11 protein-coding genes are annotated in these 14969 nt (G+C 47.3%); 8 read left to right on the forward strand and 3 right to left on the reverse strand.

The features are described 5' to 3' along the window. The first annotated feature begins 492 nt into the window (after positions 1-492). Positions 493-1092, forward strand: a complete 600-nt coding sequence (locus tag ACXAH1_RS24025) for a class I SAM-dependent methyltransferase (protein WP_475200204.1) — start codon at positions 493-495, stop codon at positions 1090-1092. Further along, entirely contained in the window at positions 1085-4054 is a 2970-nt protein-coding gene (locus ACXAH1_RS24030) for a DEAD/DEAH box helicase family protein (RefSeq protein WP_475200207.1), read from the forward strand. Before ACXAH1_RS24025 ends, ACXAH1_RS24030 begins: the two co-directional genes overlap by 8 nt. A 44-nt stretch (positions 4055-4098) precedes the next feature. Here ACXAH1_RS24030 and ACXAH1_RS24035 read toward each other — a convergent pair whose 3' ends face one another. Beyond that, positions 4099-4587, reverse strand: coding sequence for a PD-(D/E)XK nuclease superfamily protein (locus tag ACXAH1_RS24035; RefSeq protein ID WP_475200209.1), 489 nt, complete (start codon positions 4585-4587; stop codon positions 4099-4101). A gap of 129 nt (positions 4588-4716) precedes the next feature. Further along, positions 4717-7887, reverse strand: coding sequence for a DEAD/DEAH box helicase (locus ACXAH1_RS24040; RefSeq protein WP_475200212.1), 3171 nt, complete (start codon positions 7885-7887; stop codon positions 4717-4719). 214 nt (positions 7888-8101) lie between these two features. Between ACXAH1_RS24040 and ACXAH1_RS24045 the strand changes: the two genes are divergently transcribed. The 3 genes from ACXAH1_RS24045 to ACXAH1_RS24055 all read left to right on the forward strand — a co-directional run bounded on the left by ACXAH1_RS24045 (position 8102) and on the right by ACXAH1_RS24055 (position 10400). Then, the gene (locus ACXAH1_RS24045; RefSeq protein WP_253048252.1) at positions 8102-8416 is read left to right on the forward strand and encodes a hypothetical protein; all 315 of its coding nucleotides are present in this window, start codon (positions 8102-8104) and stop codon (positions 8414-8416) included. Between the two features lie 361 nt (positions 8417-8777). Then, complete coding sequence (locus tag ACXAH1_RS24050; RefSeq protein WP_268795181.1) at positions 8778-8909, forward strand: hypothetical protein; 132 nt, start codon at positions 8778-8780, stop codon at positions 8907-8909. A gap of 258 nt (positions 8910-9167) precedes the next feature. Further along, on the forward strand, positions 9168-10400 hold the full coding sequence (locus ACXAH1_RS24055) for a hypothetical protein (protein WP_475200216.1): 1233 nt from the start codon (positions 9168-9170) through the stop codon (positions 10398-10400). 561 nt (positions 10401-10961) lie between these two features. Here the strand turns inward: ACXAH1_RS24055 and ACXAH1_RS24060 are convergent. Further along, positions 10962-11282 (reverse strand): hypothetical protein, encoded by a 321-nt coding sequence (locus ACXAH1_RS24060; RefSeq protein ID WP_475200217.1) that lies wholly within the window; start codon positions 11280-11282, stop codon positions 10962-10964. A 112-nt stretch (positions 11283-11394) separates the two neighbouring features. Between ACXAH1_RS24060 and ACXAH1_RS24065 the strand changes: the two genes are divergently transcribed. The 3 genes from ACXAH1_RS24065 to ACXAH1_RS24075 all read left to right on the forward strand — a co-directional run bounded on the left by ACXAH1_RS24065 (position 11395) and on the right by ACXAH1_RS24075 (position 14410). Beyond that, positions 11395-12351: a LysR substrate-binding domain-containing protein gene (locus tag ACXAH1_RS24065; protein WP_475200219.1), complete on the forward strand. Its 957-nt coding sequence runs from the start codon at positions 11395-11397 to the stop codon at positions 12349-12351. A gap of 45 nt (positions 12352-12396) precedes the next feature. Next, positions 12397-13140, forward strand: coding sequence for a substrate-binding periplasmic protein (locus tag ACXAH1_RS24070; RefSeq protein ID WP_475200221.1), 744 nt, complete (start codon positions 12397-12399; stop codon positions 13138-13140). Between the two features lie 151 nt (positions 13141-13291). Beyond that, positions 13292-14410: a DUF4124 domain-containing protein gene (locus tag ACXAH1_RS24075; protein ID WP_475200223.1), complete on the forward strand. Its 1119-nt coding sequence runs from the start codon at positions 13292-13294 to the stop codon at positions 14408-14410. Positions 14411-14969 lie beyond the last annotated feature (559 nt).

Here is a 14969-nt window from a genome sequence, read left to right on the forward strand (position 1 = left end):
AAGCCTGCGACATTCATATCAGCCAAATGCCCACACGGTCATCCCGGCCAACGAGCCGGGATCTACTAACCGGCACCACCGTAAGCCTGCGCTATTCACATCAACCAAATGCCCACACCGTACCCAATAATAAAACGACTCAGGCATCTAAACCAATATGTAATCAAAAGTTGAGCAATTGTTTTGAAATCGCTAACAACAACGGACAAAAAGCTACTCAATCAGACAAAAGTGTTGTAAATTATTCATGCGTCTGCACCAAATGATGGTCCACCTGATTACGGTCTAACTGATAGCCATTTAACTCGTAATCGTCTAACTCTTAACCGTCAAAAGAAGGGCAGGCACACAACAAGAACAGTTTTAAAGTGTCGCGCAAAGGAAGTTGTAATCGCCGAACAACAGGAAAGGAGCCGAAGAGCACTCGGGCACTAAACCTTTCCCACTGCATCACCTCCTTACCAGCTACACCATAGAGCAAACGGGTGAGTGATGTCAGACTCTACATTAGAATATTACAGCCGCAATGCCGTCAGCTTTGCCGAGGCAACTTTTGCTGTCAATATGCAGCCACTGTACGACGAGTTTTTACCCGCCTTACCCGAAGGCGGTAAGATCCTCGATGCCGGCTGCGGCTCTGGCCGCGACGCACTGGCGTTTAAAAGCCTCGGCTACCGGGTCGATGCCTTCGACGCCTGCGCAGAGCTTGCCAACATCGCCAGCTTCCATCTGGAACAACCCGTCGGCTGCTTCAGCTTTGATGAACTCAGAGCAACCAACACCTTTGATGCCATCTGGTGCTGCGCCAGCCTGCTGCATGTGCCAAAGGCACAGCTGCCAGACGTATTCCAGCGCCTGCAAAATGCACTCAAGTCAAACGGCATCATCTACATCTCATTCAAATACGGCGAGGGCGAACGCACCGCGGACGGCCGCGCATTCACCGACCTTACAGAGCAAAGCCTGAACACCTTACTTGCCCAAAACACCGGCCTTACAGCTTACAAAACCTGGCAAACCGGCGACCAACGCCCCGGCCGCGAACACGAGCGCTGGCTTAATGCGTTGTTGGAAAGGGTGGGTGGTGAATAGTTTTAGCCAAAACACCGTATTGCAAAGTAGTGCGCGTCAGCTGACGGCGGGTGGCACCGATCCCTTATTGCCAAAACTCGTGCATGCCATTAACCATGCCGACGAAATTGAAATCACAGTATCCTTTATCCAGCCTAGCGGGCTTGCGCTGTTGTTTGACCCGCTACTGGAGGCACTGCGCAGTGGTGCGCAGCTCAGGTTGCTTACTTCTGATTATCTTGACATTACCAGCCCGGTGGCATTACGCGAATTAATGACACTGGTTGAGCGAGGCGCAGACATTCGCATTTATGAAAGTGACAAACATCAAAGCTTTCATATGAAGTCGTACATTTTTGTTAAAACGCAGCAAAACAGCGCTGAAATTGCAGCAGGCTGCGCCTTTATTGGTTCAAACAATATTAGTAAAAGTGCACTGACTACAGGGCTGGAATGGTGTTTTCGCCATGACTACACCCATCCGCCAGGCAGCAAGGGAGCCTGCGAATTCAATCATGTTCGCCGGGTATTTGCCGAGCTGTTTGCTCATAACAAGGTTAAAACACTCAGCCATAGCTGGATTGATACCTATATACAAAGACGAAAAGCGCCGCAGTTTATTGTCGCCGGTGAAGCGGAAGATGCCAGCGATGCAGAGCCCGTAACACCGCGCGCTGACCAACAATTGGCACTGGATGCGCTGGCAGAAACGCGCCGCCAGGGCTTTAAACGGGGCCTGGTGGTGCTCGCAACTGGTATGGGTAAAACCTGGCTTTCGGTATTTGATGCACAACAAATGCGGGCAAAGCGTATTTTGTTTGTGGCCCATCGCGAGGAGATCCTGACTCAGGCCCAGCGCACCTTTGCGCGATTATTACAATGTAAAACCGGACTATACACGGGTAAAAAGAAAGACTCGGATGCCGATTGCCTTTTTGCCTCAGTCCAGACGTTAGGGCAAGCCCGTCATTTGCAGCGCTTTGCGCGGGGTCATTTTGACTATATCGTGGTGGATGAATTTCACCACGCCAGTGCCCGGGTTTACCGCGCATTACTCAACCACTTTACCCCTCAGTTCTTGCTGGGTTTAACCGCCACGCCGGAGCGTACCGATCAGGCCGATATACTCGGACTGTGCGACAACAACCTGGTGTTCGAACGCAACCTCACACAGGGAATAGATAACGGCACACTGGTGCCATTTCAGTATTATGGCATTTGGGATCAGGACGTTGACTACAGCGCAATTCCCTGGCGCAATGGCCGGTTCGACCCGGATGCGCTGGAAAACCAGTTTGCGACCGCCAAGCGGGCGGCACATGCATTAGAAGAGTGGCAAGCGCGCAAGCAACAACGCACGCTGGCCTTTTGTATTTCTAAACGCCATGCCGAGCACATGGCCGGTTACTTTAATAATGCTGGAGTTAAGGCGCTGGCAGTATACAGCGACTCCCAGGTACGCCGTAATGATGCGCTCGAACAGCTTGAGCAAGGGCAAATTGAGATTCTATTCTCAGTGGACTTATTTAACGAAGGCACCGACCTACCCAGCATTGATACCGTACTGATGCTGCGGCCCAGCGATTCCAAGATTCTATTTTTACAGCAGCTTGGCCGGGGATTACGCACTTGTGAAGGCAAAACCCACCTTACCGTGCTGGATTTTATCGGCAACCATCATAGCTTTTTAAATAAGCCGTCGGCGCTGCTTAACGCGCAGGGCGCAAAGGGCGTGACACAAGCACTGAAAGCTCCCAAATTGCCCGAAGGGTGCTTTATCAACTTCGATTTAGAGATCACCGACTTCTGGCAGCAACTGGCCAAAATACAACGCACCACAGCACTGGAAGACTATGAGCATCTGGCGCAGCTGCTTGGGCATAACCCAAGTGCAAGCGAGTTCTATCGCCACTACGGTGACCTGAAAAAAGTCAATAAACAACATGGCAGCTGGTTTGCGATGCTGGCCGATATCGGTGACGGAATTAACCCAGACTGGTTAGCACCATACGCAGACTTTCTGTTTAATGCCATACAGCAAACCAGTATGACCAAATGCTTTAAGGCCATTTTGCTGCAAGCGTTTATACAACTCGACGGCTTCAGGGCCGCACCACCCCTGAGCGAACTGGCCAAAATCAGTGCAACAATTTTAGCACGCTATCCGCACCTTAAAGCACATGATTTGCCAGAATCAAAACGAACGCTGGAACCAGACAGCCAGGCCTGGTTCGGCTACTGGCTGGGCAATCCCATAGAAGCCTTTACCGGGCTAAAGAAAGCCAAACAAGGCACAACCTGGTTTAAGGTCGTAAAAAACGGCGAAGGTCTGCAAGCTGCGCGGCTAGTTGGGAACGTACACTCTGGCCAGCTACCGGAGCAGGATATCGACAAGCTGGCCGACTGTGTTGCAGAGCTTATTGAACTCAGACTAGCTGAATACACACAGCGCATTGAAAACAAGCGTATTTCAGAGCTGCAAGCAGCAAGCCCTGAGCCGGAACAAGCCTCTGACGAAAAAGAGCCCGGCATACCAGAGCAGCAAAGCGAACCCGACAGCACCAATGTGGTTAAGCTACCGTATTTCCCCAATCTGAAAATTGCCTGCGGCCACTTTAAAACGGGTGACGACAGCGACATGACATGGCGCCCGGCACCTGACCGTGCTGGCAGGGTAGACCCGGACAAGCACTTTCTGGCACACGCCAGCGGCAACTCAATGAACGGCGGTAAAAACCCCATTCTGGACGGTGATTTACTGTTACTGGAGCGCATCAGCAGCGACAACGCCGGTTCAATCACAGGCACTACTATTGCCATTGAACGATTTGATGAATCGGGCGACGCCCAGTTTTTACTGCGCGACGTGCAAAAAGAATATAACGAACAGGGCGAAGCCAGATACCTGCTGGTCGCCCGCAACCCAGATTACGAAACCATTATCGCGGACGAGAGTTTAGTGACGTTTGCGCGGTTGAAGTAGTGCAATCGCCTAACGATTTTGCGTTGAGGACCTGTTTCAGCAATCTAATCTCTTTCGGCACCTGTTATCCATTCTAGAAAGTTATCCAGACTTCTAAAAACTTTGAAGACCTTGTCTTCGACCGATTCCGCTTTGTTTGTAAGCCATGTGTATGCCTCTTTTTTATAACCGTCTCCGTCAAAAACGATTGCTAGATACTTTTCTGATGTTCCAAGCATTGATTCAAAGAAAAAAGGGAACTTTTGATCTACCGAGCCAGAGCTTTCTTGCCTATGCGCTTCCACTCTAATTAGCCCGTATTGAGCTGAGTTTATTAGGAATGAGCTTTGGCGGTCATTACCATACATGTCTTTGTAAGTTTGTCTTGTACAAAATGAGTTGGGTTCAAGGTTTTCATCTAGGCTAATTGAGAAACCAGAATCAATTAATGCCGTCTCCAGCTCTTTGCAAAATCGTCGGTTAGATTCTTGGGGAGTAGCAGAGTCTTTAACTGTAGGCGAGGCCTCTGCAAAAAGTGACATTTGAGATCCCATAATCACATCCTTATTAGAAAATTCATATTTTGTGTGCTTTTTGTACTCCAATTTCGTGTCATATGTCAAAGATTAAGCAAAGCTCTTTGATATGGAACATATTGTGGTTATAAAACCTGAGCTCTGAATTCACCCCACTGCCAATTTCCCCGCCTCATGCCAGATATCATTCGGCATGGGGTGGTGTAATTTCCAGGTGATATCCATAGGTTGGCTACCTTGGTGCTGAACATAGCTGACCTCGCCAAAATTGACAAACCCCATGGTTCTGCCATTTTCGTCGGTGTTTTGTTCGCGAACAAACAAAAATAGCTGCTTTCCTTTTTGTTTGTGCTCGATATAACTTAATCCCTTACCGCGCTCCGGGCGGGCGGTGTTCTGGCTTTGCCAGTGGAAAAGGGTAGGGCTGATGGCGTAATCGTTATACAGAGTCGTTGGTGAGTAAACTTTCTCGCACTTATTTAAAGTGACAAACAAAATCTCAATATTCAGAGACTTGAACTCTTTCACGCCTTCCCTTGCTGATGAGCGTTTTTCAAACGTGTGTTCGCCCATAGCTGCGAAGATCTGCTCGCGGGTATACCGGCTGTGCAGTTGCAAAGCCTTGTTTGGTAAAGACGACAATGGCTGTTCTATGTGTTCAACACGATTGAGCAAGATGGCCAATACGTCTCTGAGCTCGGCTGTTAGAATGGGATGAGCCAATGCTTTTAGACTTGCTGCCACAGACTTTGAGTTTGCCTGATTCTGTGGCGTTTCCCAAAAGTTGTAAAACGCCATCATAGCCATCGCATCTTTTGTTTTGCTATCAAACAGAGTGATTTGCGACATATCAAAGTGATTGTCGCACAAAGCACGCAAAAAGCTCAGATAGGTAAGTGAGTTACATGCCAGCAGTTGGGTATTGATTGCCCGGTTATAAGCCTTAATAAGCGATAACTCACGCTCGACCAGTTCAGGTCGAGTGAGGCTATGCCAACGGCTGACTCCAGATTGTGTTGGCTTATAGAGATCTTCAAGCGTGACGCTGGGGTTCACTTTTAGAAAATTAGCCAGGGTCAATGGCAGGTTGGTATCTTGTGCAAAGCGATTAACTAAGGCTCTGAGCCTGTTTAAGTCATTCGTTGCCTTACGAATATTATCGAGAATAACTTCTTTGCTTTGTTTTTGTAGCTCAATGCGACAACCGAGCGGTAAATGCGGGAATCCGTCTTTAATCTCATGGCCAATCGCCGTGTTCGTTTTGCCAACCAGGGCTCTGAACTTGGCGGCAAAGTCATATTCTGGCCTAGCATTGCCAACAAAATCGAGCACGGTGCAGCATTCTTTTTCGTTATTACTCAGGCGTAAACCCCGTCCCAGTTGTTGTAAAAACAGCGTGAGACTTTCTGTTGGACGCAGGAACAGCAGCGTATCAACTTCTGGAATATCGACACCTTCGTTAAAGATATCGACCACACACAAAATATTGATGTCACCGTTTCGTAAATCGGTTTGCATTTTGTGTCTTTCTTGGGTGTTATCACTGGTTAAAACATTTGCATTTATGCCATTTAAATTGAATTGCTTTGCCATAAAATCGGCGTGCACTTTACTCACACAAAACGCCAGCGCTTTGATTTTATGCACATCGACGAGGATATCCTGCATATTTGCGATAATCTTACGCGCTCTTTGGTCGTTATACGTATAAAGGTGTGTGAGTGCGGCTATTTCATAACGGCCTTGTTTCCAGGGAATGGTGCGCAAGTCAGTGTCATCATCCACCGCAAAGTAATGAAAAGGGCATAAATGTCGTTGGTTTATGGCCTCTGGCAATCGTAGTTCTGCTGCAATTACTCCACCAAAATCATTAAGTATATTGCCACCATCTTGTCGCTCTGGAGTGGCCGTGAGTCCCAGCAATATATGCGGTTTAAAGTGCGCTAAAATATCGCGGTAGCTACGTGCTGTAATATGGTGCACTTCGTCGATAACGATGTAGTCAAAGTAATCGGCCGTCAGGTTTAGGGAATCTAGCTGGTTGTTGAGTGTTTGTACCGATGCAAACAGCTGTCGATAGTGATCTGGCTTGTGGTTGCCCACCCAAAGCTCGCCAAACTGGTTGTCTTTTAAAACGGCTCTGAAGGCGCCTCGGGCTTGTTTTAATATTTCTTCGCGATGGGCCACAAAGAGTATGTTGGCATTCGGTTTGTCTTTAATAAATCGCTGAAAGTCGAAAGCGGAAATGAGTGTTTTACCTGTGCCGGTTGCCGCCACCACCAGATTTTTAGTGCGGCTGTGAAGCGTTCGCTCAGCACTGAGTTTATCAAGTATGGTGCGCTGGTGGGGCTTAGGTGCCAAGTCAAAATAATACTGGCTGCTGGTATCACTGATCTGATCTTTGTTGCCTGACAGAGCGGTTTTAAGTTTCTGCTTGCAGGTTTCCTGGCCTGTATATAACTCAAATTCGTCGGATTCCCAGTAGGTTTCAAACGTGCTGAGTGACTTTTTAATTATGTGCGGAATTTCCTGGTTGGTGATCTTCAGGTTCCACTCAAGCCCGTTTGACAGCGCTGAGTAAGAGAGGTTGGATGAACCAATATACCCAGTATGAAAACCGTTGTTACGCAAAAATAAATAGGACTTGGCGTGAAGTCTTTCCTGGCGCGTGTTATAGCTGATTTTAACTTCGGTGTTTGGTAAAGCTGCCAGAAAGTCGATTGCACGCTGATCTGTTGCCCCCATATATGAGGTGGTAATGATCTTTAACTGTTTGCCGCTACGGGTGAAGTCATGTAATACATCTTTGAATATGCGGATCCCTGTCCAGCGTATAAAAGAGACCAGCCAGTATATTGTGTCTGCTGATTGTATTTCTCGCTTTAGCTCGCTTTCTAAAGATAAACCGGCATTGGCGCCAGAGAATAACTCACTTTGCGTCAGTCCTGTTTGGGGAAAGATGGCATCGCTATATTGTTCCAAGTCTGCCGCTAAGGGGTTACGTTTGTCGAACAGTGCCGTGAGTATTCTCCCCTTTGTATCAACTAAGTTCTCCTCAATACAGTGCGCCTCACTTAGTTGATCTTTAAGCCAGAAAACAAACTTATTAGCCAGTTGGATCTGTTGCTCCAAGCGATTTTTGTCCCCTGTGGGGATACTGTCGATAGCAAGCTGCATCAGCTTTGACATGAAACGTGATAACCAGATGGCCGCTTCGCCGCTTTCTAACTGACGTTCGCCGACATAAAAGCGCTCTCGGTCAAGTTGCTGCTCTACTACCTGAGTGATCAATTGTTCGTAAATTCCAAACTGCTGCACGGGCTATCCTTATTGTTTTTTTATGTGCTTGAAACCCAGTTAGTTTAAAGGCTTTATGTAGTTGGATAAAGAGCTTAAGTTAGTTTTGAAAGCAATTTCAGTAACTCTTTATTCATATTTATGCAGCAAAAATTAAATCTGCTCACTTTACCATCAGTTTGGGTAGCAAATTACCCGCTTACTAAACTCTAAAAATAAGTAAAAGGATTAAGAAATGAAAAAGCTGATTATTGCTGCGGCATTGAGTACGTGTGCGTTTTCTTCTGTAGCAGCAGAGGTAGTACTGGATAACGTAGGCGTCTATGCAAATAGTTCTGTAAAGCTGGATGTATGGGCGAGTGCTTACAATGCATATGGTTACTGCCACGTAAATGGTTTTGACGATGCTGTGCGTTTTACCACTAAGTGTGGTGAAGATGAGTCTACTTTTGCCCGTTATGCTGGTGGCACTAAGTGGGTGCAAAAAGACAGCGGCTCAAAAAATCAGTGTTATGCACTGCTTGATACAGTGACTTGTGTTAACTACTAATAGCTGCGCTTTTGGTGGCATTGCCCGCCAGCTGAATTTTAGTCACACTTTTTAAGTGGATATTGGGCCGTGTTTGCGGCCTTTTTTAGGCCTCTTGTTATCCTCCGTTTTACTACTTGTTTTGAGTTTGGTCCTGTCCCCGGTTGATATAAGACCAAAATCTAATATCGGCAGGCTTTTTCATGTACCTGTAATGTGGTTATATTGTAACCTCATGTAATTGAGGTGGCATCAGCTTTGTGAAACCATAGCGTGTATAGCGAGCAGGATGCAAATTAAGCCAAACACTGTGTATGTCATTTCATCAACCATGAATTTATTCATCACGGTAACTGTTATATCGATTTTTTGGAGGTTAAGGATGCAGATTAAATTGAATAAAAAAGTCATCAAAAAACTGGATGACTCTGAGCTGGGTGAACCCGCGACTAAGCTAATTGCGGGTGGCCTGGTCAGCTCAATGTACACCATGTTGAAAACAGGTGTGTGTTAATTCCTGTCTCATGTGAACCATCTGTATTCAGATGGCCTTTTTAGCAATGTCAGGCTCCCTGTGTGGCATTGCTCTTTTTTCTGTTTTTAATGTTCACAAGGTTATACAAGGCTAGCCATCTTTATTGCTGCATAAGTGCATACTTAATGACCGAATAGACGCTTTTTTTGTATAACAGCTGTTATTTAATGGTTAATGCCTTTACCTTCGCGCTGCTGGGCGGTATAACACTCTAAACTTATGCAAAAACAAATTTCTATGTCTATTCAGTTGATTAAAAAGGCTGTTAAAGCCCTCTCGGCAAATAGTGAGCTCCAACCAGATATTCTTTACATTGAAGGATATTTAATGGGGCTGGGTGTTGCTTTGCAACCTCCTTTGCCAAGTGAATGGCTAGAGCACTTATTTGGTCACTATGAGCTCGACAATACGAAACCTTTGGAAGCCGTTATGGACTTTCAGGCTATTTGTATGCGCAAAATGATGCGAGACGAAAACGCCTTACCCAAGTCCTGTGTATTGTCTAAATCTGATCCGAAAGAAAGTTTACAGGCGGGAAAGCCTCTGCCGCTTTATTGCATGGGTATGCTGCGCTCGCTGACCTGGATTAATATGGAGCATATTAATGCGGAACAGCGCCAGCAGTTACAATGGCTCAAAGAGGTACTGCGGGGCTTCACCAGTTATGATAAGGCCAAAAAAGAGTTTGATGATGGCGAGAGCGACTTTGAAAAAGTGCTAATCAAGCAGCGTCGAATGATCCCAACCTATGTTGCAAACACCGCTTATGCGATGCGCTTTGCCGACGATATGGTCGAAGTATTGGGCGAATATGGCATTACCGATGAGGAAATGCTGGAGCAGGCCAACGAAGTATTCAATGAGATGCTGGCAGAAGTATTGGACCGTGACGATGAGGCTGCGATTGCAGAGTTTGATGGTCTGGTTGAAAAGTTTGAGGCCAATATGATCACCCCGGATTTCGTGACCGAAAACATGGGGGTATTCTGGAAAATGCACGAAACCCGGCCCTATATGATGTTACGGGCTAAGCGGGCACATTTAAATTTGTCTTACGGGCATGCAGCTAAGGCTGCAAAAGAGCTTCAGGATTTATTGCAACTCAACCCAAATGATAACCAGGGAAATCGCTATTTATTACTCAATTGCCTGATTGTGATGAAAGACTGGGCACAGCTTAGAGACTATCTTGGCCAGTTCAGTGAATGCTCTACCTTTACTCAGGCCGCTCATGCGCTGATGTTGTATGCTACCGAAGGTGACTCTGCACATAGCCGTGAGGCTAAAAGAGCACTGAAAGACTATAACAGCCATTTTCAGATGGTTGCTACGGGGCAGAAAAAAGCAAAACCTTACCTGGACACCTATTCTCCAGGCAGTGAAGAGGAAGTCGATTACTACCTCGAAGCGGGCGGTAAAAAAGCCTGGCTGAGTGTTGAAGGCAGTTTGTTCTGGCTCAGGCAGAAGTAGACTGAACAGAGAGCATGTTCAGTAAACTCCGACAGGCATTGGCCGGGATGTTTTCCTCCAAATCCAAATCCAAGTGCTGGGCTGCTCAGCTCTTCGAATATAGCCAGCGATTGTTTTTTAAAAATCTCTTTTTCCGGATTTGATAGGGGAGCAGCTATCAGGCTGTGTGGAACCGGGGGTTGTTCTTTAGCACTGGTGAGTAAACGACCGTATTGACACCACACTCCGTCATCCCGCACTTGATGCGGGATCTACTTGCCGGCGACTCGGTTTGGCAAAGTTAGCGCCATATCTGAAAATCTGTGCGGCTCGAGTTGTACTTTGAATGGTTCCCGGCTCGTTGGCCGGGATGACGAGAGGAGTTGTTGAATTGGGGATCTTTGTCTCTGGTGATCAAACGACATCGCATTAACTCTGGACTCCGTTGGATGGTTCCCGGCTTGCTGGCCGGGATGGCGAAAGGAGGTTAGGTTAGTGACGAGTGGGGTGCGGAGTGGTGTGACTTTTCAGTCTTCTGTAATTCGGGTGTCGGACTAGTACAACCTGTCGGCCTAGTCCAACCTAAAGCTGACCGAGAAACGCTTTTGCTGTTTTACGTGCCAGACAGTGGGTGATCGGGGCGCTGCTAAAGTCCTGTTGGGATACGTTGACGTTTTTGCTTTCCAACACTTGGTTGTTGAAATGCACCTTGACACGGCAGTTGGTTGTGCTGCCTTCTTCGCTGTAGATCAGCTCTACACGTTCGGCTTTCATAATTAAGTTTTTGTATGGGTATCCTTCGCTGGTGTAGACTTTGTCTGCCATAACGGTTGACCGGGCATATACGCCGTTGCTTACCAATAAGCCCAATAATGCTAGCGCTAATAGTAAATAGGTTCTCATTGTTTTGCTCCTGTTGTGTGTTTTACAGCTGCAAGTATTACCCTGCGACACTGAGCTGACAAACGAGTAATTGTTTTCTATAGTTAAGAAAAACTTAATTATGAGGTGCGTGATGGCGTACAAAATGCCGCCATTTAAAGGGTTATGGTACTTTCATGTTGCCGCGCAGCTGGGGAGCTTTAAGCTCGCGGCAGAGGCGTTGTTTGTGACTCAAGCGGCGATAAGCCAGCAGATCAGGGCATTGGAAGCGGCTTTGGGGTGCGAACTATTTGACCGTCAGGTCAGAAAAGTCACGCTTACCCGCGAAGGTATGGCATTGTTGCCACATCTTACGCAGGCATTTTCCCAAATAGAGCAGGGGATAGAGGCGCTTCAGGCTGAGCCTCAGCCTAATGTACTCAACTTGTCAGTATTGTCGTCATTTGCAACTTGCTGGCTATTACCCAAAATGCCATTGTTCAATCAGGTGAATCCGCACCTGCAGCTGCGTATAGACCCCAGCGATGCTCAGGCCGACTTTCGAAATGGCGATGCCGATATTGGTATTCGGTTTGGGCTGGGCGAATATCCGGGGCTAAAAAGCGAGTTAATCGCTGAAGACACGGTACTGTTGGTGTATAAACCCGGGTTGATCGACCCTGATAAACCTTTAAAAGCGCAACTGGCGTCATTGCCGTTTATTCAGGATATCTGCCCTGACGCACAGCAGGCCTGGACGGCACTGAATCATGACTTGGGAAATCGCGAGCCGAAACCCAGCCAGATGGGCATAGATAACGCTGCTCTGGTGCTACAGGCTGCCGTTGCCGGGCAGGGTGCAGCCATGCTACGTAAAAGCTTGTTAGAACAGGCTGTATCTTTAGGCCAGCTTGATGTTTATCCGCACTTTTCGTGGCCGTGTCGTTACAAATACTATCTGGTCGCGCCTGCTGCTCATTTTGAATGGCCAAAGGTTCAGGCATTCAGAAATTGGCTTATTGCGCAGTTTATGGCAGGCGAACAGGAAACCCAAACAGCGGGTGCTGGCGGAGTGTTGGGTAATTCTATGCTAAACTCAAGCTTGGAATAAGTTCTAAAAAGGCACCTTTTTAATATGGTTGATGGTTTTAAGTTATTGATTAAATTACTTATCACTTCAAACCTGTTACTCGTTTGTCATGATGCATTTGCAAAAGAGCTTACGGTGGCTTTTGGTCTTAGCCGCCCGCCTTATGTGGATGAGCGAAGTGGCTCCGGGATCAGTGTTGAGTTATTTAAACAGGCAGCCGAGCCTCTGGGGTGGCAATACAAAACATTGTTTGTATCAATCAAACGGATGAAACGCCTGGTCGAGCGCGGGGATATTGACGTAGCTGTTGAAATGTCTCGCGCTCAACCCGGATTGCATTATTCCATTCCTTTTATCTCTTACAGCAATTATGCAATACACAGCCGCAACCCGGATTTTACTCTGAACTCGATGCAAGACTTGGCCAGCCACAGCATTTGCGCATGGCAAAATGCGTCTGAGCACCTCAAACTGAATGAAATAGTGGCCGGTAAAGAAGATTATCTGGAATTTTCAAAGCAGCGCGATCAGGTTATTGACTGGCTGAACGGCAAGTGTGATGTGATTTTGATTGACGACACGCTACTGCACTGGCACCTGTCTGAGCTCAATCAATCGTCTTCTGTCGTCATTAATAGGCAATGGGGCAAAGTGCTATTACCTTTTGAGAGCAATCCGCTGTGGTTTTATGTTGCATTTGTCGACCCTCAGTTAAGAGATGAGTTTAATGTCAGTCTTAAAAAGCTGGTACAGACAGGTCGATATCAGCAAATAAGGGAACACTGGAATAGTGTGGCAAAAGGCAGGTAAATGCGGGGACTATAAACTCTTTAGATTTACAACTATGCTTCTATAAATTGCAAAATAGCGCTAACCCAATAGAGTAATTATTTGTATCGATAACGCATAGTGTATCATCTTCTACAGATCTACTTCAGTCGCCAAGGAGGCGCGTTAATAAATGAAAGACTGGATATCGAACCTGCTGTTGCTGGTATTCGTAATGTTTGCGCTGTATATGAATCGTGTACTTATCGCCGATCTGCTAGGTGTGAACATCTTTACTGAGCCTGCTATACAAAATAAAACCGTTTATGAGGCAAGTCAGCCCCAGTACAGCACCCAAACTAATACACGATATAACGCCAACGAGCCAGAAGCTGAACATTCGGAGCATTCTTCATGTGGCACACCGGCTCTGTACCAGTGCGATAGTGCTTCACTGGGTAAAGTGAAAATGCAAAACGCCGACGGTATATACACCTGGCAGGACGACAGAGGGATCACGCACTTTAGCGACCGGCCGCCAGAGCAGGGCGCGATGCAATATCGGTTTAAATCAAATCAGGTGTTGGACTATTTTGAGCTGGAACTGGATCCGGGCGCGCAGAGTACCGACTTTCGTAATCGCCTTGAGGCAAAGCTGAATGCTGTATTTCGTACCTATGCCGGCATGATTGGCCTGCAAGCGATGCGTAAAGTGAAGCTGCGCATAGTCGTTGCTAATAATCGCAGCGCCTATATTAAAATGCTGGAAGTATTAGATGCCAGCCCGCACGGCAATCAGGGTATTTACGTGTCTAAGCACAATATCGCTGTAGTGGAATATCGTAACGAAGCACAGGCCATGCGTACCGCTGTCCATGAAGCGGTTCACGCGATTAATCAGGCTGTGCTGGGTAACTCGCCACGTTGGTTTAACGAGGGAGTCGCAGAATATTTTGAGTACATAGAAACGTCTATGAACCTGAGCAAGTTAAAACCCAATAAAACCTGGGTGCGTAACGATTATCTGGTAGGTACTTTGGTGGATCCCAATAGCTTGTTTGAGGCGGCCGGTTCCTGGCGAGGTAAAGCACAAAGCCGAATGTACAAAAGTAGCTGGGCATTTATCTATTACCTTATGAGCTCGCAACGCGGACGTTCCCAGTTGAAGCATTATATGCGGCTGGAGCAGGATAACCCCTGTGATCTGCTTGAATACAACCAGATCCAGTCCATTTTTGAGACCGGAGCAGGGCACTTTGCGAACAGTTACGCACAATTGGCAAGACAAAGGCTAACAGCACATCGATTTTAGGCGGTTGTTGGGCTGGCAGCTCTAAAGGTTGTTGATGGTTCCCGGCTCGTTGGCCGGGATGACGAGAGCAGGTGAGGAGCTGGGGGAGCGCTGGCACAGGCGATAAAATGACACTGCGTTAACTCTACACTCCGTCATCCTGCACCACTCCTTGTCATACTGCACCACTCCTTGTCATACTGCACCAGTCCTCGTCATCCCGCACTTGATGCGGGATCTGCGTACAGGCGACGCGGTTTAGAAATTTTGAGCGATATCTGAAAATCCATACAGCTATATGTGGCATTCCAGCTGGATGTAGGATGGTTCCCGGCTCGTTGGCCGGGATGACGAGAGCGGGTGAGGAGCTGGGGGAACGCTGGCACAGGCGATAAAATGACACTGCGTTAACTCTACACTCCGTCATCCTGCACCACTCCTCGTCATCCCGCACTTGATGCGGGATCTACGTACAGGCGACGCAGTTTGGAAATTTTGAGCGATATCTGAAAATCCATACAGCTATATGTGGCATTCCAGCTGGATGTAGGATGGTTCCCGGCTCGTTGGCCGGGATGAC

It is taken from the genome of Pseudoalteromonas sp. AWH4_217, from assembly GCF_056161105.1.